The following is a 24,053-nucleotide window of genomic DNA, read 5'->3' on the forward strand; positions in this document are numbered from 1 at the left end:
ACCGAGGGTGTCGGGCAAGCTGTAGCGGAAAGACGACCGTTGCAGACTGGCGAAGCGTGTCCGCAAGGGGAGGATCGGAGCGGAAGGTCTGGCCGACTTCCGGAGGGGCTTAAGAACATTAAGGATACTCGTAGGAACTTCAGGTGTTTTCGATGCGAAATGTTTCAAGGGCTTCCTCGATATCCTCCTTAATAAACTCCCAATACTTTCCCCGTAGGCAAATGGGATCGAAATCCTCATCGGCCCTTTCGAAATTGGTTAAATTTTCAAGTATCAAATTCCTATCATGGCCATAGGGGTATCGCCTTTGGTGCAATTCCAGCATCTCCCCTATTCCATAAACGGTAAGAAGTTCGTGCAGGTCCCAAAAGTCCTTTTTTCGTCCTTCCCGTTGCACTACATCCAATTTCATGGCAATTATTTCTTCAACAGTGGCCATACGGATTCCGTCCTTGATTTTTACTGGAGCTATAAAACCATCGGTATGGAATACGTCCAACTTTATGGCGTTTTCCTTATCCTTTCCAATGAGATAGGATTTTCCCATTCCAGGGAACAGTTCCCGGATATCGTCCACATATGGAAACTCTTTGTCCAAATAGTTATCGATGCTGTTAAAGTCAATGGATCCATAGGGCAAATCACTGAACAGGTCTATGTCCACCGATTCCCGATGACCCATCTGTAGACTCAGGGAAGTTCCACCGACCAATCGAAAACCTTCAAATTCCTTTGCTCCCATTAATTTGACGAGGCTTTCTTTGAGCAGATTGTTTACGGTTTTGTAATGGAGCAAATTAATGAGTTTAAGGTGAAGTTGTCATATCATTCATGGAGTTGGTGACCGCAGCAACCTTTTTTGCACCATAAAATCGAGAAATCTCATTTTTTTCCAGAGCATTACCACGTTCCAGGACGCGGCGAATAACCGCTTTGTATTTCCCTTTCCAATCGATTTTTTCGATATCCGTATCCCAGAAAAGGGATTTTCGCAAAATCGAAAAATCAGGTGTCCTCGTGTTCCGTCCCTCTTTCTCTTTCTTGATGTCATAAAAAGCCTGTAAGAGAACCAAACTACCTTCCTTCAGTCCTAGTTTACTCTCGATCTTAAGGGCCAAAGCCGTATTAAGGTCGCGCCGCTCATTGGTAATGGCATTAAGCGTCTGGGGATGTTCCCCAATGGACAGGGCAAAAGGGCGTTGCTTAAGGGACCGCTTTTTCAGTTCCCTTTTCAGCACCCTGCCCGGATGTATTCCCTTATATTTTTCGGCATACGCAATCATGTTACAAATATAAACAAATTTGTTTACGTTTTATTGCAAGATGCATGCCGTTTTTAGTGGGTTTAACTTTTTTCAGGGATAACCTGACCAACGCAAAATGGTAAAATTGGACATTGCTATTTAGTTCCATTGGATTATTTGGTCGATTAAAAGTTACCTTCATTTTCTGCACTTTCAGTTATCAGGTATATTTCAATCCCATACGCGTCGATAATCGGGCGGAAAATTAGGTTTTTGTGGAAAGGGAAAGGAAAGGTCAAGTGGCCCTTTTGCCAGTTGTGTTTTCGCTAGGCCCCGAGGATGTCGGGCAACCTGTAGCGGAAAGACGACCGTTGCGGACTGGCGAAGCGCGTCCGCATGGGGAGGATTGGAGCGGAAGGTTGACCGGCTTCCGGAGGTTGACAACGTTTAAATATTTTTTGAAAATTACGCTTTTCAGTAAGGAAATTTTATCCAAACATAGTATCTTAGGAATTCTCTTACGAGAAACTTTCCCCCAAATAAAAATGCAAGAAGTATTATGCTATGGCCCCTGGGACTATGGATAGAACGTTTTTGATTAAATAACTAGAAATGCTGCATACGTTATTGAAAATTGGGGAATGGCAAAGCCAAAGAGAGAAACAAATTGGGAAATTTTTTGAACCCCTGCCAAGATTCGAACTTGGAACCTGCACTTTCGTTAGTACTGCTCTATCCAATTAGAAACTAGGATTGAAACTTCCGTTGACCAGATAAATGAGGGCTTTGAGACTAGATTAAATACCTATCCAATTAGAAACTAGGATTGAAACAAAAACAAAAAATAAGATGGCCGAATTTTCACCAACATTAAATACCTATCCAATTAGAAACTAGGATTGAAACTGCGCGACACTACCTATAAGATGGTAGAGGCCACCAAATTAAATACCTATCCAATTAGAAACTAGGATTGAAACTGGCCAAAAAAATCAATTATAAATAATAACCTCCTTTGCAGTTTTATTTCTTGACCGCATCGTTTCCATTAAATTCTGCATATCCTCCCCTACCTTTTTTTCAACCACCCTGGCATAGATTTGAGTAGTTGACAATTTGGTATGCCCTAAAAGCTTTGACACAGTTTCGATGGGTACACCGTTTGATAGTGTAATCGCAGTTGCAAAGGTATGCCGCGCCGTATGAAAGGTCATCTTTTTGTGAATCCCACAGACTTTGGCAATATCCTTTAAGGTGCGGTTCATCATTTGGTTGCTATAAATGGGCAGCAATTTCCCCTGCTCCTTCAAGTCTTTTTCATCATGGTACTTTTCAATGATTTCCATGGCCCTTGGCAACAATGGAATCTTTAAAGGTTCATCGGTTTTGGTACGTTTGGTGTAGAGCCAATCATTACCGTCAATGCCCTTTACCAAATGATCCGCTTTCAGTTCCTGGACATCAACATAAGACAATCCGGTATAACAGGCAAAAACGAAAAGGTCTTTGATACGTTCCACAGTAACATCCTTAAAAATGGTTTCCTCGATCAACCCCAAATCACGTTCGGTCAAATACTGGCGTTCCACTTTTTCAAAACGCAGTTTAAAGTTGATGAAAGGGTCTTTTTCCAACCATTCCAGTTTTACGGCCAATCTTGACATCTTTTTCAGACGTTCCATATGCTTCATCGTTCCGTTGTTGGCACAGCCCATCCGAGTAGCTGGTTTGTACTTTCTAATATATTGTTCAAAATCAACGATAAAACCATAATTGAGTTTTTTAAGTGGTATGTCCTCCACTCCTCTTTCCTCCGTTAAAAACTCTTTGATACAACGTTCAGTACTATAGTAGTTTTTTATGGTGCCTTTTCTGAGAACAGCACTCATAGTAGTATTGTGATAGGTAATCAAATCCAATAGGCTTTTGCCCCTATCGTCTTCCTTCAAATACCTTGCCTTGACCGCTGCAGAGGTAATATCCACATCTTCCAGTAAAAGTTGCCGATGGGCCTCGTGCAGTCCGGTAAAAACCTGATCGAGATACTTGTTCAGTGAAATAACGTACTTGGAAAATCCCTTCCCTCTTTTCCGTTTTTCGTCCCAAAGGGACGCCTCCAATTCCCGATTTAGACTGAATTCGGCTCTTTTGCCGTCTACTGTGACTCGGGCATAGAGTTTTAGTTTTCCTGTTTCCTTATTGAGCTTTCGGGTAACGAAAACGACTGATAATCTACTGTTTTCTAACATGTTACATAGCTTTAAATTAGTGAATAAAATGGCAAAAAACACAGGGTTAAATACCTTCTAAAGCTACTTCAATGTACAAAAAATACGATGGAGATCAATTCCCGATTTGGACACCAATGCGGTGTTTTTATATGGTTTCATGAGGTTTCATTTGGCACCCCAAAAAAACATAAAACGTTGCAAATCAGGTGATTTGCAACGTCATGCAACTATATGAAAATAGTTAAGTCGGGGTGGCAGGATTCGAACCTGCGACCTCCTGCTCCCAAAGCAGGCGCGATAACCGGGCTACGCTACACCCCGATACAGTTTATAAAACTGAAAAACAAAATTTCAAAAAACCCATTTTCAAAAAACTACTTCTTAAAGTAGCCCGCCGGGCGGAGTTTAGACCGAGCGAAGTCGAGGTCCTACACCCCGATACAGTTTGTAAAACTGAAAAACAAAATTTCAAAAACCCCATTTTCAAAAAACTACTTCTTAAAGTAGCCCGCCGGGCGGAGTTTAGACCGAGCTAGTCGAGGTCCTACACCCCGATACAGTTTGTAAAACTGAAAAACAAAATTTCAAAAACCCCATTTTCAAAAAACTACTTCTTAAAGTAGACCGCCGGGCGGAGTTTAGACCGAGCGAAGTCGAGGCCCTACACCCCGATACAGTTCATCAGAACTGAAAATTCAATATTTGTTCAAATAAGAACTTATAGCGGATTTATCCGCCCAAGCCTTAAAATCAAAATTTAAAAGCCCTCCTCCACATCCGTTTCGGAGGGCGAAGGCGGAGAGAATGGGACTCGAACCCATGCGACACTTGCGCGTCGACAGATTAGCAATCTGCTCCGTTACCACTCCGGCACCTCTCCTATTATTTCAAATGAACATACCGCCAAAATCATAACGGCAAAATGCGGTTGCAAATGTACATTTTTCCCAAGCTATTAAGCAATAATTTATTTACTTTTTTTATTTCCCGAAAACGAAGTGCCTATTCGGGATACTCAACTCGCAAATGATAGATATTTGTAAGTTTTTGCTTAAATATCTTTTTGATAGTTTCAATCTCCTTGAAGGTTATGTTCGCGTTCAAAAATTGGTTGGCAGACATTTGCCCCGCCACTATTTTATCGACAAATTCATCGATAATTGAAAAAGTTGGATTTTTAAGGCTTTTGGAGGCCGCTTCGACCGAGTCGGCCATCATCAATATGGCGGTCTCTTTCGAAAATGGCAATGGACCTGGATAACTGAAGTCCTTCATATCCACATTTTCATCTATTTCTTGTTGTCGCTTCAAAAAATAATAGACCGTTGTAGTACCATGGTGCGAACGGATAAAATCGATTATCCTGTCCGGCAATTTGTTTTTACGGGCTATCTCGATTCCTTCGATTACATGGTTGACAATAATCTTCGCGCTATCCTTGGGTGAAAGCTCATCATGGGGGTTGACATTCGTAATCTGATTCTCGGTAAAATAGGTAGGGTTGTTCATTTTACCGATATCATGGTACATGGCCCCTACCCTTACAAGCATCGCATTTGCCCCGATTTCGTTGGCAGCGGCTTCGGCCAGGTTTGCCACCTGCAACGAATGATGAAACGTTCCCGGGGCCTTGTTCGAAAGCTCTTTCAATAATTTGGAATTGGTATCCGAAAGTTCCAAAAGGGAAACATCGGAAACCAATCCGAAAATCTTTTCATAGATATAGATAAGTGGTTGGGCAAAAAGTGTAATCATACCATTGAGTAGAAAAAGGCCTAAAGTGAACCACATTATATTGTCGAGATTTCCCTCATGGATTATATGAAAGGCCAAATACCCGATAATATAGATAGAAGTGATCTGCCCTACCGAAATAAACAGATTCGCCCTTTTGTACAGCTCTGAAACTGTCAATATGGTCACGATACCCGCAATGATCTGTAGAAAGATATACTCAAAGCTATTAGGAACCACAAAACCCAAAATCAGCACGGTAAGAACATGTACAAACAACCCAAGTCTGGCATCGAAAAAAGTTTTCAAAATCAAGGGCAGTATGCAAAGGGGCACTACAAAAACATAAGCCTCGTCATACTTTACCACAAGGGTGGTCACAAAAACCATTAACAAGATGTTGAAGAAAATAAAAGTGACCTTGACATTGTTATCATAAATGCGCCTACGATACTTCTTTAAAAACAATAATAGCATTACCAAAACCAAGGCTACCAAAACCGTATATCCGGCCAAAATGAAGTAATAATTATTGGCAGTCCAAAGTTCAGATTCGTATTCTGATTTTAAAGATTCCAAAATTTTAAGATTCTCAGACTCGACAACCTCGCCTTTGGCCACGATTAGTTTGCCTTCGTCGACCGTACCCCTTGTGGTCGATATCTTTGATAGTTCATTTGAAAGGGCGGTCCCTGAAAGGGTCTGGTCAAAAAAGACATTGGGTTTCACCAGGCGAAAGAACATATTGTCGAAGGCGCTCTTGAAGCCGATCAGCCCTTTTTCTTGAAGTACCGTTTGGATAACTTGCTCGACATCGCCGATTACGTATAGGTTTTTAGAAGGTATTCGCCGGGCTTCATTATTTCTGACCAGATAGATATCTCGATCCGCACCGGAAGCCTCCACATTTTTTAATATTCCGTTAGAGTATAATCGGTCCAACACATCCCTCCCGGCCGTTCTTAACCTTCGGCGTTGCACCTCATTATATCTAGAATTATCGAATTCATTGGAAAAGCCAATATTGTAGTCCTCATAAACTTGATTGGCGATCTCAGAATCGAAACGAAAATAGTCCAAATGGCCTTTCTCGATCTGCCGTTTTTCTTCGGCAATTTCATCCTGTGTTTTTTGTATTGAAAAATCAAAGGGGGCATAAAGGTTGTCATATTGCCAAGGTTTCCCTTTTTGAAATTCGTATTTGAATTTTCCTCCCTTTGGAAAAAAAAATACTACGCAACAAATGGCACCCAGATACAGTAGGTATTTGTAAATGCGTGATTGATTTTTGAAAAGCTTTTCCAAGAAATTTCGCATGTAGGGAATATCTATACCAAAAATAGAAAATATATACGTACATAGTCCTTTTGATCCGCTCCCTGATTCGATTGTCCATTAATTTCTTAATTTCGCATCATCAAAATTCGTGAAATGAAGGATGTTGTAATTGTTTCGGCCGTCCGTACTCCTATTGGAAGCTTTTTAGGAAAGTTATCCTCGGTTCCAGCTCCAAAATTAGGGGCCGTTGCCATCAAAGGTGCGATGGATAAAATAGGTCTCAAGCCAGATCTGGTCGAGGAAGTTTTAATGGGCAACGTAGTACAGGCGGGCACGGGTCAAGCACCAGCTAGACAGGCCGCTATTTATGCCGGAATACCTGACGATGTGCCATGCACTACGGTCAACAAAGTATGCGCTTCGGGAATGAAATCGGTAATGCAGGCGGCACAGGCCATTGCCCTGGGCGATGTTTCGATTGTAATTGCCGGAGGAATGGAAAATATGAGCCTGATACCGCATTATATTCATATGCGAAACGGACACAAATTTGGGCCCGCGTCTTTAATCGACGGCATGCAAAAAGACGGACTGGTAGATGCCTATGATCAAAATGCGATGGGGGTCTGCGCCGATTCGTGTGCCGCAGAATATCAATTCAGTCGTAAAGATCAAGACGATTTTGCCGTTCAATCGTACAACAGATCCGCAGATGCTTGGAAGAACGGTAAATTCGATAATGAAGTCGTGCCCGTTGAAGTGCCCCAAAGAAGAGGAGAACCGATATTGGTCGATGAGGACGAGGAGTATAAGAACGTAAATATGGAAAAAATACCTTCTCTGCGCCCTGCATTCTCCAAAGATGGAACCGTCACGGCGGCAAATGCCTCTACCATTAACGACGGAGCGGCGGCACTGGTTTTAATGAGTGCCGAAAAGGCAAAGGAATTGAACCTCGAGCCCATTGCGACCATCAGGGGGTACGCCGATGCGGCCCAAGAACCGAAATGGTTCACCACAGCACCTGCCAAAGCATTGCCAAAAGCCTTGGCCAGGGCCGGTATTTCAATAGACCAAGTGGATTACTTCGAATTCAATGAAGCTTTTGCGGTCGTAGGCCTTGCCAATATGAAACTTTTAGGTCTTACCGATAAAAACTTAAATGTAAACGGCGGAGCCGTTTCGTTGGGGCATCCCTTGGGCTGTTCAGGCGCCCGTATCATTGTGACCCTATTGAACGTCTTGGAACAAAACAAAGGGAAAATCGGTGCGGCGGCCATCTGTAACGGTGGCGGGGGCGCCTCGGCAATTATTCTTGAAAAACACTAATCCCGTATACTAAGAAAGCCTTATGCAGTACGGTATCTGTGCGCTTAGTATTGTACCCGTCAGATTTAGTCCGGATCACCAAAGTGAAATGGTAACGCAAATCTTGTATGGCGAGCACTTCAAAATTTTGGAACAGCGCAAACATTGGAGCAAGGTCAGAATCGCTCTTGACGGATGTGAAGGATGGGCCGTAAATAACCAGCTGCATAAAATTTCTGAAAGTGATTATAAGGATATAGAAAGCAGAAATTCAAATGAATGTTCCTCAGACCTGATTTCTTATGTTGAGACGAAAAAAAACTTGTTGGTTCCAATAGTCCTAGGCTCGACGATTGGCAATACCGCATTGCTTCAGCACAAATTTGAGGGTGGATCCGTAAACGGTCCGCACGATAAATCCAACTTGATAAGCATGGCCTTGCTTTATTTGAACACGCCCTACTTATGGGGAGGAAGATCTCCTTTTGGAATAGATGCCGCAGGTTTTGCCCAGATGGTATATAAACTACATGGGTGCAATCTACATCGAAAGGCACAAGAACAAGCTACCGTCGGAACCGCATTGAGTTTTATCGAGGAAAGCGAGGCCGGAGATCTTGCTTTTTTTGATAACTCAGAGGGAGTAATCGATCACGTCGGCCTAATTATGGATAACAACTATATTATTCATGTCAATGGAAAAGTTCGTATAGACCGTTTGGACCATACCGGAATCTTCAACACCGAAGAAGGGAATTACACCCATAATTTACGGGTAATCAAAAAGGTACTATAAAAAAACCTCCCAAATTTGGGAGGTTTTTTTTATTTGCGTTTTACTTTAGATGTTCTATTCGCCCATCATCTTCTTAAGGCGCATAAAATTTTCGTTATCGCCCATTGCACCGTATATATTCTTCAATTGTTCCATGATACTCTTGCTATCCGGACTTGTCTTTAGGGCATCTTCCAACACTTGGGCTCCCTGCTCAAAGAAATTGTCTTTCTTTGTTTTGAGTTCGTCATATTTAGCGATGTCAGCCTTTGAATTGCCCAAAGAATTCATCTCATCGATCAATGCATTGCCTTCATTGATATATGTAGTCGAAAGGTTTAACTGGGCATTGGTGTAATCAGGTCTGATTTCCAAGGCCTTCTTGTAAGATGCGCGGGCCTCTTCCATATTACCCTGCTCCATGTTTATAACGCCAATATTGTAATGAAGATCGGCATTCTCTGGTGCCAAAGTGGTCGCTTCACCCATTAGAGACTTGAACTTATCCAAATCTCCCTGTGCATAATATAGGTTCGCCTGATTCAAAATTAAATTGACATCGTCAGGGTTGTTTTCCCTGGCCTCGACATAAGCGGCCATTGCCTTCTCATCTTGACCGGTTTCTGAATAGATCAGCGCTATATTTTTGACGATTTCAGCTTTTTTCGAAGGTGTTTTCTCATCAATAGGGTCTTTATGGGTACCAGCCTTGATCATTAGGTCCCGCTGCATCTTATCCATCTCCTCTACCTCTCCCGATTCTACATTGGTAGCCTTATAGACCAAGCCGCCGCCATCATACCCAATAGCTTTAAGTTCTTCGTAATAGCTTAAGGCTTGATCATAATGTCCACCCCTTACAGCGCTTCCCGCGGCAAAATATAGATAAGAAGTGTCTTGTGGACTGATTTTGTAGCTGGTATACAGCTTTTCAGCAGCTTCTTTGTATTTTTCCTCATTATTGTCCTTTACCGCCGCGTTGACCAAATCTGCCGTCAAGGACTCCATATGTTGTTTGGTTTCGTCAGTGTACTTTGACTTTCCTGAATTTTTCTCGATTTCAATAACTTTCTGCAATGAAGAAGCCGCATCTTCAAAAGCGGTCGCGTCTCCCTTCTTGGCCAAATCGGCATATACCTTACCTCGAACAAAATGATATTGGGCCTGGGTTTTCTCATCTGCGCCGGCAATCATGCCCGATGCACCTTCCAAAGCTGTTTTTGCAGCCATTGAATCACCGCCCTTTAGGGCTTTTTCCGCTGCCTTTATTTCGTTTTTCTGTGCAAATCCGATCGCGCCGATCAGCGTAACCGCTAGCATTAAAATTCTAGTTTTCATTTTTAATTAGATATTTAGTGTTTAAAAGATTTTTATTCTTCGCTACCTTCCTTATCAATAGCCGTGCCATCTTCTGTATCTACTTCGATATCAAGTATATCATTGCCTTCTACCGCGTCTTCATCTTTCATTACTTTGGCCACAGCGGCAATCGAGTCGTCACCTTTGATGTTGATCAACTTGACGCCTTGAGTCGCCCTACCCATGACCCTTAGGTCCTCAACGCTCATTCGTATGGCGATACCGGATTTATTGATAATCATCAGATCATCTGAATCACAAACGTTCTTTATGGCGACGAGTCCACCGGTCTTTTCGGTAATCGATATCGTTTTAACGCCTTTACCGCCACGGTTCGTAACGCGATAATCGTCGATACTCGAGCGTTTACCGTAACCATTTTCGGAGACCACCAGTATTTCATCTTCGAAATTATGGACCGATACCATACCGATTACCTCGTCATTATCGTCGGCCAATGTAATACCGCGTACACCGGAAGCGTTACGGCCCATAGGCCTTGTTTTACTTTCTTCAAAACGAATGGCCTTGCCCGATTTCAATCCTAAGAAAATCTGGCTTGTACCGGTGGTCAATTTAGCTTCCAATAGCTCATCGCCCTCCCTGACACCGATGGCATTGATACCATTTTGGCGTGGTCTCGAATATTGCTCTAGCGATGTTTTTTTGACCGTACCCTGTTTGGTAGCCATAATTACATAATGGCTGTTGACGTAATCTTCATCTTTCAAATCTTGGGTACATATAAATGCTTTGACCTTGTCGTCATTTTCAATATTGATAAGGTTTTGGATCGCCCTTCCTTTAGAAGTACGGCTTCCTTCCGGAATTTCATAAACCCGCATCCAGAAACATTTCCCTTTTTGGGTAAAGAACAACATGTACTGATGGTTAGTACCTACAAAAAGATGTTCTAGAAAATCTTCATTACGGGTCGATGAGGCCTTTTGGCCAACACCGCCCCTATTCTGTGTCTTATATTCCGTTAAAGGGGTTCTTTTAATGTATCCTGCATGTGAAATGGTAATCACCACTTGCTCATCGGGTATCATATCTTCGATACTCAAATCCCCACCGGCAAAATTGATTTCAGATCTCCTTTCATCGCCATATTTCTCCTTGACCTCAAAAAGTTCATTCTTGATGATTTCCATTCTTCGGTCTTTCTTCTCAAGAATATCCTTTAAATCGGCGATGGTCTTTATAATTTCGTCATATTCGGATCGCAACTTATCCTGTTCAAGACCGGTAAGTTGGCGCAAACGCATCTCTACAATGGCCCTGGCCTGTATCTCGGACAATTTGAAACGTTCCATCAAATTCTCACGGGCCTCATCGGCATTGGCCGAACCACGGATTATCGCAATGACTTCATCGATATTATCGGAGGCGATAATTAGTCCTTCCAAGATATGAGCCCTGTCTTCGGCCTTCTTCAGTTCGAACTTTGTTCTACGTACGACAACTTCATGACGATGCTCAACGAAATGATAGATCATGTCTTTGAGGTTGAGCATTTCCGGTCGTCCGTTGACCAGGGCGATATTATTGACACTGAACGAAGATTGGAGTGCCGTATACTTGAAAAGGGTGTTCAGAACGATGTTCGGTATAGCATCTCGCTTAAGTATGTATACAATGCGCATTCCCTTTCTATCGGACTCATCGCGGATCATTGAAATTCCGTCGATTTTTTTCTCATTGATCAAATCGGCGGTCTTTTTGATCATGTCCGCTTTATTGATCTGAAAAGGTATTTCAGTAACAACGATACACTCCCTTCCCTGCACCTCCTCGAAATTGGCCTTTGCCCTCATAACGACACGCCCTCGACCGGTATGAAATGCTTCTTTCACACCATCGTAGCCGTAAATGACCCCTCCTGTCGGGAAATCGGGTGCTTTTATATGCGTGATCAATTCATCTATTTCAATATCGTTATTATCGATATACGCCACGGTACCGTCTACCACTTCCGATAAATTATGCGGAGGCATGTTGGTCGCCATGCCCACGGCTATACCAGAGGCCCCATTGACCAATAGATTCGGAACCCTTGTCGGTAAAACGGTAGGTTCTTGTAACGAATCATCAAAATTGAGCTGATGATCCACCGTATCTTTCTCGATATCGGCCAACATGTCATCGGCGATCTTGCGCATACGCGCCTCGGTGTACCGCATGGCCGCAGGACTGTCGCCATCGACAGACCCAAAATTACCTTGACCATCGATCAGCATATAGCGTAAACTCCATTCTTGCGCCATGCGCACCATAGAGTCATAAACAGATGTATCGCCATGTGGGTGGTACTTACCTAGAACCTCACCGACGATACGTGCCGATTTCTTGTGTGCACTATTTGAGCGGACACCCAGTTCATGCATGCCGTAAAGCACCCTTCTGTGCACAGGCTTTAGACCGTCCCTGACATCGGGAAGTGCACGTGACACAATGACCGACATCGAATAATCGATGTAGGCAGATTTCATTTCATCTTCTATGTTGATCGGAATCAATTTTTCACCTTCTGCCATCTATGAATCTTCTGTTTTGTTTAAGTATTAAAAAAGCATGCCAATATACGCAAAATCAATCCTTTCATAGAAAAGAACAAATACTTTATTCAATAATTTATCAACACTTTTACCGTTAGATATAGTTGATAATTACATTGTTAATTATTTTGTAAATCAATGCTTTTTTCGTCATTTCGAACAAGTTTGTCGAATATAGGTACGGTATTTGTCCATGATTGGTCGAGATTTACTAATTTTATAATTGAATTGAAGGATAGTCTATGGATGATAATTTTTCGCCTCGGGTAAAAGATGTAATTGCATATAGTAAGGAAGAAGCGCTTAGGCTTGGCCACGATTTTATCGGTACCGAGCATTTGATGCTTGGTCTTTTGCGCGATGGTAATGGAAAAGCTATAAGTATTCTCGACGCTCTTGAGGTCGATTTGGATCATTTGAGACGCAAGGTCGAAATTTTGAGCCCTTCGAATCCGAATTCGGGTGGTTCCCAAAAAGACAAGAAAAACCTTCATTTGACCCGCCAGGCAGAAAGGGCCCTAAAAACTACTTTTCTTGAGGCAAAGCTGTTTCAGAGCTCCTCGATAAATACGGCGCACTTGTTGTTGTGCATTCTTCGCAATGAAAATGACCCGACAACCAAATTGTTGCACAAATTGAAAGTTGATTATGACGGGGTCAAAGAGCAGTTCAAATTTATGATTACCAGTGATGACGAGATCATAGACTCGCCAACATCGGAATCTTTTCCTGGTGACTCTGAAGATATGGGCGATTCGAAAGAAAGCACTTTTGGATCGACATCTAGCCAAAAAGGAAATAAGAAATCAAAAACACCCGTTCTCGATAATTTTGGTAGGGATTTGACAAAACTTGCCGAGGAAAATAGATTGGATCCTGTTGTCGGAAGGGAAAAAGAAATCGAAAGGGTCTCGCAAATATTGAGTCGTAGAAAAAAGAACAACCCCTTACTGATCGGTGAACCCGGCGTTGGTAAAAGTGCCATTGCCGAAGGTTTGGCGTTGCGGATCATAAATAAAAAAGTTTCACGTATTCTTTATAATAAACGTGTTGTTACCTTAGACCTGGCCTCTTTGGTCGCCGGAACAAAATATCGCGGCCAGTTCGAAGAACGCATGAAGGCCGTTATGAACGAGCTCGAAAAAAATGACGATGTCATTTTGTTCATTGACGAAATACATACCATCGTTGGCGCAGGCGGTGCCACGGGTAGTCTAGATGCTTCGAACATGTTCAAGCCCGCCTTGGCACGAGGTGAAATACAATGTATCGGTGCCACGACACTTGATGAATATCGCCAGTATATCGAAAAAGACGGTGCCCTTGAACGACGCTTTCAAAAGGTCATCGTCGAACCGACAACGGTAGACGAAACCATAGAGATACTCCAGAACATCAAAGGCAAATACGAAGACCACCACAACGTTCAATTTACTGATGAGGCAATTGTTGCTTGTGTAAAATTGACCCATCGTTATATGACCGACCGCTTTCTACCAGACAAGGCAATAGACGCCATGGACGAGGCGGGTTCAAGAGTTCATATTGTGAATATGGACGTACCCAAGCAAATTTTGGAACTTGAGAAGCAGTTGGAAGATGTTCGCGAATTGAAGAACAGCGTCGTTAAAAAGCAGAAGTACGAAGAAGCGGCCAAATTACGCGATGACGAAAAACGTATCGAAAAAGATTTGGCCATTGCCCAAGAAAAATGGGAAGAAGAAAGCAGACTTCATAAAGAAACGGTTACAGAGGACAATGTTGCAGATGTGGTCTCAATGATGAGCGGTATTCCCGTAAACAGAATAGCCCAGACCGAAAGCAACAAGCTGGCCGAACTGCCAGATCTTATCAAGTCCAACGTCATCGGGCAAGACGAGGCCGTTGCCAAGGTGGCCAAAGCCATTCAAAGAAACAGGGCCGGACTCAAAGATCCCAACAAACCCATCGGAAGTTTTATTTTCTTAGGACAAACCGGAGTGGGCAAGACGCAATTGGCCAAAGTGTTGGCAAAAGAACTGTTCGATTCGGAAGATGCGTTGATACGTATAGACATGAGCGAATACATGGAAAAATTCGCCATTTCAAGATTGGTCGGAGCACCGCCGGGATATGTCGGTTATGAAGAAGGTGGCCAGCTGACCGAGAAGGTACGGCGCAAACCCTATTCCGTAATACTGCTCGATGAGGTAGAAAAAGCGCATCCTGACGTTTTCAATATGTTGCTACAAGTATTGGATGATGGATACTTGACCGATAGCTTGGGGCGAAAGATCGATTTTAGGAATTCCATAATAATCATGACATCCAATATCGGGGCACGTCAATTAAAAGATTTCGGACAGGGCGTAGGATTTGGTACTGCGGCCAAAAAGTCACAGGAAGACAGCCATCAAAAAAGTGTTATCGAAAGTGCTTTGAAAAAAGCGTTCGCACCTGAATTTTTGAACCGTATCGACGACGTAATCGTATTCAATCCTTTAGAAAGGGAAGACATACACAAAATTATTGATATCGAGTTGCGAAAGCTGTATGCCCGTATCAAGGACATTGGTTACGACCTTAACCTAACCGACAATGCAAAGGATTATATCGCCGATAAAGGATTTGACAAGCAATATGGGGCAAGGCCTTTGAAGCGTGCCATACAGAAATATATCGAAGATGCGCTTGCCGAAGAAATAGTAAATTCCAAATTGGAAGAAGGCGACAGCATTTTTATGGACCTTGACAAAAAGAAGGATGAGCTGAGTATAAAAATCAAAAAAGCTGAAAAATCATCCAAAACATAACTTGTCGTAAGAATTTTTCTAAAAGGGAGTCGTATAAAATGACTCCCTTTTTTTATGTCATAAAATACGTTCGTAAGAATTAAATCACAGTATTTCAACATGCAAGGTATTATGAACGATATTTAGGCTTTTAATCTAATATTTTCCAAAGTTTTTCAGCTTACTTCTACATTCGTTGCAGACACTATAACGAATATTTTATGAGAGTGAAACCACCTAAGAAGACAATTATTGTCAGGGAATACCAGCTGGATATTGGAAAAGTACAAGTCTACGACAACTATATGGTCGCCATTTTCGAAGAAGGGGTTACCATAACCCTAGAACGCGCGTATCAATTAATAGGAATTTCGGAAATACACTTTAGGGAAAAGAACTTCGGGTTCATCAGCCTTAGAAAGCACTCCTATGCTATCGACCCCACGATTTACAGCTACCTAAGGGAATTGAAAAACCTTAAGGCGTTCGCTATTGTATCGGTGAAGGAAATCGACATGCACAATTTCAAGATCGAAAAGCTTTTCTATAAGAGACCTATGAAATTCTTTATCGAATTCAATAACGCGCTTGCTTGGGTGAAGCAACGTGTAAAGAGTAATACCTAAAGGAGCGGCAAAGGCAACGTTTTTTAGGCATAAGTCATTGATTGTATAATCACTCGTCAGAACGGGAGCTATTCGACTTTTCTTCAACCGGCACTGGCACTTCTGGAATTTCGAACAAATCGATATACGCCCTTCCCATGTTATCGATAATGGTCGAAGCGATCAAAGATTGATACCCGGTATTCTCAATGGCAATATCGCCCGCCCTGCCATGTAGATAAACCCCAAAAACGGAAGCTATCAAAGGTTCATAACCTTGGGCGATCAAGCCTGTAATGACCCCAGTGAGCACATCACCGCTTCCGGCAGTGGCCATTCCCGGGTTTCCATTGGCATTGACATAGCCCTTTTCATCATATACCGTTATGGTATGGGCTCCTTTTACGACAAGTACGCAATCATACTTTTTAGAAAACGATTTGACCTTTTTTAACTTGTCAAAGTCGTCTTTCCACTTTCCGATCAAACGTTCCAATTCCTTTGGGTGCGGCGTTAAAACGGCCTGCTTAGGCAATTTTTCAAGTAAGGCCTTGTTCTTTGAAAGTATGTTCAATGCATCCGCATCGATGACAATCGGTGTTTTGTTATTTTCCAAGAAATCAGAAAATGCCCTTATTGTTTCTTCTTCGGTACCTAGGCCCGTACCTATTCCAATGACATTTGGTTCAATTTCAAAAGTAATATTTGAAAGATGTGCCTCGTTGCGGTCAGCAATCACCATAGCCTCAGGCAAAGCGGTTTGAAACGGCACATATCCGCATTTAGGTACAAAGGCGGTTACCAGTCCGCTTCCTGAGACTAGTGCCGCTTTTGACGCTAAGATTGCGGCCCCTACTTTGCCATAACTTCCCCCGATGATCAATGAATGTCCATAGGTGCCTTTGTGCGAGAATTTTTGTCTGGGCACATACAAGGGCAACACCTCTTGCTTACCGATCAATTCATAATCCGTTTCCGTTGTCATGAGATATTCCGGGTCGAGACCGATATCCAATACTTCCCACTGGCCCACGTATATACCGGTATCAGGCAAGAAAAACACCAGTTTTGGGACTTGAAAACTGAGCACATAGTTTGATTTCACAACTCCCCTGCTATCTTCGGCAACCTTATCCATAAACAAGCCCGAAGGCATATCAATGGACAGAATGAACGCCTCCGAGACATGCAAATGTTCCATCAATTGTTTTACCCATTCGTCCGGGGTGCGATTCAGGCCAATACCGAAAATAGCATCGACTATAATATCATCGCGACCTATATCAGGATATTTAGAGCCTTTTTCCAAAAATTCGGGCCATACTTTTCTATCTTTCAACCGCTCAAGATTTATCAAAAAATCCTTAGATCTTTTTTTGCTGTAATTGACCACATAAACGGCAATATTATAGCCATGTTCTTTAAGATGACGGGCGAGCGCCACCCCATCACCACCGTTATTGCCAATTCCACAGAACAAATGGATCTTCACCGGTGCACCTTGCATACGACTATGGATCCAGTTAAAGATTTGTTCTGCCGCTCTTTCCATCAAGGCATCACTGGTTATCTGTTGCTTCGCTATTGTTGATTTATCAGCAGCATATATTTGCTCGGCGGTAAAAAGCTTCATTTAATAACACTTTTATTGAATTATTGACAATTTCGCAAAAATAATGTCAAAGATTTGATTGGGGTATTAAATGTACTACTTTTGGCCCTTTAATAAGGGTATGAAATTTTTCAGGACTTATTTACAGCCTCGACTTTCTTCAAATACTTCAAGAAAAGTTATTCTTACGACCCCTTGGGGGTAAGCTATTATATCTCTCGTCCGTACGTTTCCGTTAATCAGTATTTCAACTTATCGTTTAAAACATGAAAGTTCTAAAATTCGGTGGCACTTCGGTAGCCAACGCAAAAAACATTGAACAGGTAAAGAATATAGTGGCCCAGACCGAAAATAATGGACTGGTAACTGTCGTTTCTGCCTTCGGGGGTATTACAGACCTTCTGCTGCAAGCCGCAGAAAAGGCCGCTGCGAATGATATTTCGTATTCGAAACTAGTCGAGGAACTTGAAGCGCGCCATATTGCCACGATAAAAGAACTATTCCCGATAAATGCGCAAAGTGCCGTACTGAGCAAGGTCAAATCGGAGCTGAACCATCTAGAAAACCTGTTGGAAGGTGCCTTTTCGATTGGCGAGCTGACCCCGAAACTCTCCGATAAAATAGTTAGCTATGGAGAATTATTGTCGTCGTACATCATTAGCCGTTACTTCTTAGAGGAAGGGCTGGACGTCTGCTTTAAAGACAGCCGCGAACTTATTCAGACCAATGAGCAATATGGCAGGGCAACGGTTGATTTTAAGGCAACCGATAAAAAGTGCTCTGAGTTTTTTGAAGGAAACACGGCCAAGATAATCGTCATGGGCGGATTTATAGCTTCTTCAGAAAACGGAAATACCACTACCTTGGGAAGAGGTGGGTCTGATTATTCGGCAGCCATCATAGCTGCCTTGAACAATGCCAAGGTTTTGGAAATATGGACGGATGTCAGTGGTATGTATACGGCCAACCCAAAAATCGTGAAACAAGCGAAGGCCATTGCAAAACTTTCCTATGAAGAAGCAATGGAACTTTCACATTTCGGAGCATCGGTATTATATCCGCCAACCATTCAACCTGTACTGTACAAAGGCATTCCCATACATATTAAGAACACTTTTGAACCTAGCGCACAGGGAACATTGATAACAAAGGCCCAAGGTGACGATAAGAAGACGGTAAGCGGCATTAGTTCAATTGAAAACGTCGGACTCCTGTCCTTGGAGGGGCCTGGAATGGTAGGTATACCGGGAATTTCAGCGCGCTTTTTCGATGAGCTTTCAAGGGCAGGGGTCAATGTCATATTAATTACACAAGCTTCTTCCGAGCATTCAATATGTGTGGGCGTATCTGAAAAAGATATTAAAAATGTAGTAGAAAAGATCAATAGCGCCTTCGCGTTTGAAATATCGCAGGGCAAGATATATCCGGTAGTTTCAGAGACCGGACTTGCCATTATTGCGTTGATCGGGGATCAAATGAAGAGCCATCAGGGTCTTAGTGGTAAAATGTTCAGCACCCTTGGCAAGAACAATGTCAACATAAGGGCGATCGCCCAGGGTGCTTCTGAACGAAATATCTCGGCGGTGATCAAAGCCGATGATGTCAAGAAAGCGTTGAACACGCTTCACGAACAGTTTTTTGAAGAAAATATCAAACAGCTTAACCTTTTCGTAATGGGCGTCGGCAATGTTGGTTCGAAATTCTTGAACCAAATAAGACAACAGCGTAAATTCTTAAAAGAGCAGTTAAGACTGAATGTTCGGGTAATCGGTATTTCAAATTCACGAAAAATGGCTTTTGACGGCGGCGGCATATCTTTGGATAACTGGGAATCAGTGCTAGCCAATGGTAAAAATGCGGATAGGGCCAACTTTTTTGCGACCGTGCAAAAGTTGAATTATCGAAACAGTATATTTATCGACAATACGGCCAGTAACGAAGTGGCTTCGACTTACCGATCTTATTTGACCAATAGTATCTCGGTAGTAACCTGTAATAAAATAGCTTGCTCATCAGAATACCGAAACTATATGGACCTTAAGAATGCCTCACGCGAATATAATGCGCCCTTTCTTTTTGAGACCAATGTAGGGGCAGGTCTGCCCATAATCGACACCTTAAAAAACCTCATCGCCTCTGGGGATAAAATACTGAAAATTCAAGCGGTACTCTCAGGGAGCCTTAACTTCGTCTTCAATAATTTCAATGATCGAACCACCTTTCATGATGTAGTCAAACAGGCTCAAGAAGAAGGCTATACCGAACCTGACCCAAAAATCGATTTGAGCGGTATCGACGTGATGCGCAAAATATTGATCTTGGCCCGTGAGAGTGGCAACCGATTGGAAATTGAGGATATCAAAAACAAATCTTTTCTGCCCCAGGAAACTTTGGATACCAAAAACAACGAAGATTTTTTTGAATCCCTAAAAAAATATGAATGCGATTTTCAAAAACTGTATAAAGATGCGGTCGAAGCCAAGAGCAAACTCAAATATGTCGCACAATATGAAAATGGAAGGGCCAGTGTTGGCCTGCAGCAGATTCCTGTTGGGCACGATTTTTATAATTTGGAAGGAAGCGACAACATCGTTTTGTTCTATACCGAGCGCTACCCGAATCAACCCATGATCATTAAAGGGGCCGGGGCCGGGGCCGATGTTACCGCCTCGGGCATTTTTGCCGATATAATAAGAATAGGAAATTTTTAAGATGAACGAAATACGCGTCTTTTGCCCCGCTACCATAGCCAATATCTCCTGTGGGTTTGATGTTTTGGGCGTGGCCCTTGATTCGGTCGGTGATGAAATGGTCGTCCGCAAGATTCCTGAAAAAGGGATCCGAATTACAAAATTGGAAGGTCAGGATCTACCAAAAGAAACCGAAAGAAATGTTGCAGGTGTCGCTGGTCTGACTTTGTTGGAGGCGAGTGGCTACGACGGTGGGTTCGAAATCGAAATCTACAAAAAGATCAAGGCCGGTAGCGGAATAGGCAGTAGCGCCGCAAGTTCAAGCGGAGCGGTCTGGGCAATGAACGAATTGCTCGGCAGGCCTTTTTCTAAAATTGATTTGGTAAGGTTTGCCATGGAGGGCGAACGTTTGGCAAGTGCCGTGGCCCATGCCGATAATGTGGCCCCTGCCCTATACGGCGGGTTTACCCTTGTTCGAAGTTATGATCCACTTGACGTCGTTTCAATACCAAATCCCCCTGAACTATACGCTACGGTAATACATCCGCAAATAGAGGTGAAAACCTCTGATTCAAGAAGTGTGCTGCGCACAAAGATAACGCTCGCACAGGGTATAAAGCAATGGGGCAATGTAGGCGGACTTATTGCCGGCCTCTTCACTAACGATTATGACTTGATCGGTAGGTCTTTAGAAGACCATATCGTAGAACCTATCCGTTCGATATTGATTCCCGGTTTTGACAATGTGAAATCAGAAGCTCTAAATGCAGGAGCCTTGGGCTGCGGTATTTCAGGTTCCGGGCCATCGATCTTTGCCTTTTGCAAGGGTGAAACGATTGCCAAGAAAGTAAGTGAAAGCATGAAAGAAGTCTATCAAGATATCGGTATCGACCATGATGTACATGTTTCTAAAATCAATACAAACGGAGTTAGAGCTATATAAATGAAATTCTACAGCCTAAACAGCCAAGCGCAAAAAGTACCTTTTAAAGAGGCCGTCATTGCAGGAATTGCACCGGATAAAGGTCTGTACTTTCCAGAATTCATTGAACCGCTACCAGACAGTTTTTTTGAGCGTATCGAAGAGCTTTCGAACACAGAGATAGCCTTCAATGCCATTCATCAATTTGTTTCAGATGATATACCCAATGATAAATTAAAAGAGATTCTTACCAAAATCCTTGATTTTGACTTTCCCGTGGTCGAAATCGAGGATAATGTAGCCACCTTGGAACTTTTTCATGGGCCAACGATGGCGTTCAAAGATGTCGGCGCCCGGTTTATGGCCCATTGTCTGGGTTATTTTTCGGAAGGCGAAAATTCTCAAGTCACCGTTCTTGTGGCTACTTCAGGTGATACCGGGGGTGCCGTTGCCAATGGTTTTTTAGGTGTTGATGGGGTAAAAGTGGTCATTCTCTACCCAAGCGGAAAGGTCAGCGATATTCAAGAACGGCAATTGACTACCTTGGGCCAAAATATTACGGCCTTACGGGTCGATGGTACCTTTGATGACTGTCAAAAAATGGTCAAGGCCGCTTTTTTGGATAAAGATCTTTTGGCCCATATGAAACTTACTTCCGCGAACTCGATTAACGTGGCACGTTGGTTGCCACAGTTATTTTACTTTCTCTTTGCGTATAAACAGGCAAAATCGAAGGGAAAGGAAATCGTTTTTTCAGTGCCTTCGGGCAATTTCGGAAATATCTGTGCCGGTATTGTGGCCCAAAAATTGGGCATGCCGGTCAAACATTTTGTTGCGGCAACGAATATCAACGATACGGTTCCCGAATTCATGAAAACGGGCGAGTACCGCCCAAAAGCTTCTTCGGCCACAATATCGAATGCCATGGATGTCGGCGATCCCAGCAACTTTGTCAGGATTCGCCATTTATATCAAGACGATTTCGAATTGTTGGGCAAGAACCTTTCTTCTTATTCCTTTTCGGATGCCGAGACTAAAAAGGCGCTATCGCACATTCACAAAACTTCCGGTTACTTGGCCGATCCCCATGGTGCCGTAGGTTATTTGGGGTTGAAAAAATATCAAGAAAACAATCCAAATAACTATGGAATCTTTTTGGAAACTGCACATCCGGTGAAGTTTCTCCCCGTTGTGCGAAAGGCTTTGGGCATTGTGCCCGAAATTCCCCCCCAGATACAAAAGGTAATGGACAAAGAAAAAAAATCCATTCCAATAAAAGTATACGACGAGTTGAAAAGGTATTTACTGGGCCGTTAATCCAGTTCGGGAAGCACGAAATCATCCAACGGACTCGGCTGCTTCATCATGGCTTCAATAGCTTCGGTAGTTCTTGGTGCCATCGCCGATAAATTGACCGGGCCGTCATCGGTAATCAGAATATCATCTTCGATGCGTACGGCGATGCCCCACCATTTCTTGTCGCAATCACTTCCTTCGGGAATATAAATTCCGGGTTCGACCGTAATGACCGTATTGGGTTTAAAGGCCCCATAAGTACCTTTATCGTGTACGTCCAGTCCCAAATAATGCGAAGTACCGTGCGGAAAATAGGTTCTGGCCTCTTCGGCTTCTTTTATGATACCCAGTTTGATAAGCCCTTGGGCGACTACTTCACTAGACGCCCTTCCCGGTGCCTGAAAGGGGGCGCCGACCACACTGGCCCTGATACCAGCTTCCTGGGCATCATAAACAATATCGTATATAAGCTTTTGTTCCGGACTGAACTTCCCATTTGCCGGAATGGTACGCGTGACATCGGCCGTATACCCATGATATTCCGCCCCCAGGTCCATCAACACAAGATCATTGCCGACCTGGGGCTTATTGTTCTCGATATAATGCAAGATGCAACCATTGTTGCCGCCACCGACTATGGAAGGGTACCCCTCATATTCGGCGCCATATTTTTTATAAACATATTCGTGCACCCCTTGAATCTCTGTTTCGGACATATTGGGGTGCATGGCCTTCATGACCTCAATTTGACCAACCGCCGAAATTTCCACGGCCTTCTTCAATAACGCCATTTCTTCTTCGGTCTTGGTCTCGCGCAAGGTCGCCATAATTTCCGAGATTATGCTTGAATCGAGGTTGTTGGCATCCAGTTTTAAACTTACTTTTTGTTTGATCTCATTGCGTATGGCATCATCCTTGGCGTTTACAAATCCGCTTAACAATTCATCTTCCTTAAGCCTATCGTCATAGCTCAAGTAGCGGCCCAAGGTCTGCGCGACATTGGCACTGTTCTCGATATCGGTGGACTGTATTCGGCTGTACAATCGCTGTTTCGTTGCGCTGTAATCGGCAGGATATTCAGTTTTTATCTTGAAAGTTTTGATCAGATCGTACAAGTCGGCCGCGCCACTTTTATCCCTGACATCATTTTCGAAATCAAAAAACAAAACTTTGTCGAAAGAGGTAAAATCGATGTCTATTTTGCCGAATTCACCACCATTGAACACTTTTTCAAAACCCAATAGCTTCTTTACACCCTCGACGCCCAATCGCTTGCCGTTCCATTGCTCTGCCAATGGGTCACGTTCTTGCACATACATCAATTCATTATATTCCTTACCTTCTCTATCCTTTTGGTTTTCAGAGAATAATATCAAAACGGCATTGGGCTCTTTATATCCTGTCAAATAATAAAAATCCGGATCCTGATGATATATGTAGTCAACATCATTGGCACGGTTACGTTCTGCATTCGCGAAAAGCACGGCGACACTATTGGCCGGCATCATCTGACGGACTAAATCCCTTCTTTCCTTATGAAAATCTGCCGACAAGAAGTCGGTCGGTCTATTCTGCGCCCCAGCATTTGTCATCATGAAAAGGGCAATGCAAAAAGCTACTGTACTTCGGAACATCTCAAAGGTTTTAATGGCTCAAAGTAGCAATTTTGC

General features: G+C 43.0%; 15 protein-coding genes and 2 tRNA genes. 7 read left to right on the forward strand and 10 right to left on the reverse strand.

Annotation, left to right across the window (positions count from 1 at the left end; genetic code table 11):
- Positions 1-139: 139 nt before the first annotated feature.
- From ACEZ3G_RS13360 to ACEZ3G_RS13385, 6 genes are all read right to left on the reverse strand, one after another.
- On the reverse strand, positions 140-796 hold the full coding sequence (locus ACEZ3G_RS13360) for a nucleotidyl transferase AbiEii/AbiGii toxin family protein (protein WP_432425995.1): 657 nt from the start codon (positions 794-796) through the stop codon (positions 140-142).
- Between the two features lie 10 nt (positions 797-806).
- Positions 807-1,283: a helix-turn-helix transcriptional regulator gene (locus tag ACEZ3G_RS13365; RefSeq protein WP_432425996.1), complete on the reverse strand. Its 477-nt coding sequence runs from the start codon at positions 1,281-1,283 to the stop codon at positions 807-809.
- A gap of 953 nt (positions 1,284-2,236) precedes the next feature.
- Complete coding sequence (locus ACEZ3G_RS13370; protein WP_432425997.1) at positions 2,237-3,493, reverse strand: site-specific integrase; 1,257 nt, start codon at positions 3,491-3,493, stop codon at positions 2,237-2,239.
- 228 nt (positions 3,494-3,721) lie between these two features.
- A tRNA-Pro gene (locus ACEZ3G_RS13375) sits at positions 3,722-3,796 on the reverse strand.
- A 475-nt stretch (positions 3,797-4,271) separates the two neighbouring features.
- Positions 4,272-4,355, reverse strand: a tRNA-Ser gene (locus ACEZ3G_RS13380).
- A 122-nt stretch (positions 4,356-4,477) separates the two neighbouring features.
- Positions 4,478-6,526 (reverse strand): HD family phosphohydrolase, encoded by a 2,049-nt coding sequence (locus ACEZ3G_RS13385; RefSeq protein WP_432425998.1) that lies wholly within the window; start codon positions 6,524-6,526, stop codon positions 4,478-4,480.
- A gap of 114 nt (positions 6,527-6,640) precedes the next feature.
- Here ACEZ3G_RS13385 and ACEZ3G_RS13390 point away from each other — a divergent pair, with 114 nt between their 5' ends.
- Positions 6,641-7,816 carry an acetyl-CoA C-acyltransferase gene (locus ACEZ3G_RS13390; RefSeq protein ID WP_432425999.1) on the forward strand — a complete coding sequence of 392 codons (1,176 nt, stop codon included), beginning with the start codon at positions 6,641-6,643 and terminating at the stop codon, positions 7,814-7,816.
- 22 nt (positions 7,817-7,838) lie between these two features.
- Positions 7,839-8,591, forward strand: coding sequence for a C40 family peptidase (locus ACEZ3G_RS13395; RefSeq protein ID WP_432426000.1), 753 nt, complete (start codon positions 7,839-7,841; stop codon positions 8,589-8,591).
- Between the two features lie 54 nt (positions 8,592-8,645).
- Here ACEZ3G_RS13395 and ACEZ3G_RS13400 read toward each other — a convergent pair whose 3' ends face one another.
- Together ACEZ3G_RS13400 and gyrA are read right to left on the reverse strand one after the other, a co-directional pair.
- The gene (locus ACEZ3G_RS13400; RefSeq protein ID WP_432426001.1) at positions 8,646-9,908 is read right to left on the reverse strand and encodes a tetratricopeptide repeat protein; all 1,263 of its coding nucleotides are present in this window, start codon (positions 9,906-9,908) and stop codon (positions 8,646-8,648) included.
- Positions 9,909-9,940: 32 nt separating this feature from the next.
- Positions 9,941-12,466: a DNA gyrase subunit A gene (gene gyrA / locus ACEZ3G_RS13405; RefSeq protein ID WP_432426002.1), complete on the reverse strand. Its 2,526-nt coding sequence runs from the start codon at positions 12,464-12,466 to the stop codon at positions 9,941-9,943.
- Between the two features lie 263 nt (positions 12,467-12,729).
- Here gyrA and ACEZ3G_RS13410 point away from each other — a divergent pair, with 263 nt between their 5' ends.
- The gene (locus tag ACEZ3G_RS13410; protein ID WP_432426003.1) at positions 12,730-15,279 is read left to right on the forward strand and encodes an ATP-dependent Clp protease ATP-binding subunit; all 2,550 of its coding nucleotides are present in this window, start codon (positions 12,730-12,732) and stop codon (positions 15,277-15,279) included.
- 200 nt (positions 15,280-15,479) lie between these two features.
- On the forward strand, positions 15,480-15,884 hold the full coding sequence (locus tag ACEZ3G_RS13415; protein ID WP_432426004.1) for an STAS/SEC14 domain-containing protein: 405 nt from the start codon (positions 15,480-15,482) through the stop codon (positions 15,882-15,884).
- Between the two features lie 49 nt (positions 15,885-15,933).
- Here ACEZ3G_RS13415 and ACEZ3G_RS13420 read toward each other — a convergent pair whose 3' ends face one another.
- Entirely contained in the window at positions 15,934-17,496 is a 1,563-nt protein-coding gene (locus tag ACEZ3G_RS13420; protein ID WP_432426005.1) for an NAD(P)H-hydrate dehydratase, read from the reverse strand.
- A 245-nt stretch (positions 17,497-17,741) separates the two neighbouring features.
- Here ACEZ3G_RS13420 and thrA point away from each other — a divergent pair, with 245 nt between their 5' ends.
- The 3 genes from thrA to thrC are packed head-to-tail and all read left to right on the forward strand — an operon-like array spanning position 17,742 to position 22,404.
- The gene (gene thrA / locus ACEZ3G_RS13425; protein WP_432426006.1) at positions 17,742-20,186 is read left to right on the forward strand and encodes a bifunctional aspartate kinase/homoserine dehydrogenase I; all 2,445 of its coding nucleotides are present in this window, start codon (positions 17,742-17,744) and stop codon (positions 20,184-20,186) included.
- A gap of 1 nt (position 20,187) precedes the next feature.
- On the forward strand, positions 20,188-21,108 hold the full coding sequence (locus ACEZ3G_RS13430) for a homoserine kinase (RefSeq protein WP_432426007.1): 921 nt from the start codon (positions 20,188-20,190) through the stop codon (positions 21,106-21,108).
- Positions 21,109-22,404, forward strand: a complete 1,296-nt coding sequence (thrC, locus tag ACEZ3G_RS13435) for a threonine synthase (RefSeq protein ID WP_432426008.1) — start codon at positions 21,109-21,111, stop codon at positions 22,402-22,404. It begins immediately after the preceding gene.
- Here the strand turns inward: thrC and ACEZ3G_RS13440 are convergent.
- Positions 22,401-24,017 carry an aminopeptidase P N-terminal domain-containing protein gene (locus ACEZ3G_RS13440; protein ID WP_432426009.1) on the reverse strand — a complete coding sequence of 539 codons (1,617 nt, stop codon included), beginning with the start codon at positions 24,015-24,017 and terminating at the stop codon, positions 22,401-22,403. The genes thrC and ACEZ3G_RS13440 overlap by 4 nt on opposite strands.
- Between the last annotated feature and the right edge of the window lie 36 nt (positions 24,018-24,053).

It is taken from the genome of Meishania litoralis, assembly GCF_042611095.1.
In the GTDB taxonomy this organism is placed as follows: Bacteria; Bacteroidota; Bacteroidia; order Flavobacteriales; family Flavobacteriaceae; genus Meishania; species Meishania litoralis.

Coding starts and splice junctions, on each gene's coding strand:
- ACEZ3G_RS13415 (WP_432426004.1), top strand. CDS start 15,480: ATGAGAGTGAAACCACCTAAGAAGACAATTATTGTCAGGGAATACCAG.
- ACEZ3G_RS13430 (WP_432426007.1), top strand. CDS start 20,188: ATGAACGAAATACGCGTCTTTTGCCCCGCTACCATAGCCAATATCTCC.
- ACEZ3G_RS13370 (WP_432425997.1), bottom strand. CDS start 3,493: ATGTTAGAAAACAGTAGATTATCAGTCGTTTTCGTTACCCGAAAGCTC.
- ACEZ3G_RS13390 (WP_432425999.1), top strand. CDS start 6,641: ATGAAGGATGTTGTAATTGTTTCGGCCGTCCGTACTCCTATTGGAAGC.
- ACEZ3G_RS13400 (WP_432426001.1), bottom strand. CDS start 9,908: ATGAAAACTAGAATTTTAATGCTAGCGGTTACGCTGATCGGCGCGATC.
- thrA (WP_432426006.1), top strand. CDS start 17,742: ATGAAAGTTCTAAAATTCGGTGGCACTTCGGTAGCCAACGCAAAAAAC.
- ACEZ3G_RS13365 (WP_432425996.1), bottom strand. CDS start 1,283: ATGATTGCGTATGCCGAAAAATATAAGGGAATACATCCGGGCAGGGTG.
- ACEZ3G_RS13395 (WP_432426000.1), top strand. CDS start 7,839: ATGCAGTACGGTATCTGTGCGCTTAGTATTGTACCCGTCAGATTTAGT.
- thrC (WP_432426008.1), top strand. CDS start 21,109: ATGAAATTCTACAGCCTAAACAGCCAAGCGCAAAAAGTACCTTTTAAA.
- ACEZ3G_RS13385 (WP_432425998.1), bottom strand. CDS start 6,526: ATGCGAAATTTCTTGGAAAAGCTTTTCAAAAATCAATCACGCATTTAC.
- ACEZ3G_RS13440 (WP_432426009.1), bottom strand. CDS start 24,017: ATGTTCCGAAGTACAGTAGCTTTTTGCATTGCCCTTTTCATGATGACA.
- ACEZ3G_RS13420 (WP_432426005.1), bottom strand. CDS start 17,496: ATGAAGCTTTTTACCGCCGAGCAAATATATGCTGCTGATAAATCAACA.
- ACEZ3G_RS13410 (WP_432426003.1), top strand. CDS start 12,730: ATGGATGATAATTTTTCGCCTCGGGTAAAAGATGTAATTGCATATAGT.
- gyrA (WP_432426002.1), bottom strand. CDS start 12,466: ATGGCAGAAGGTGAAAAATTGATTCCGATCAACATAGAAGATGAAATG.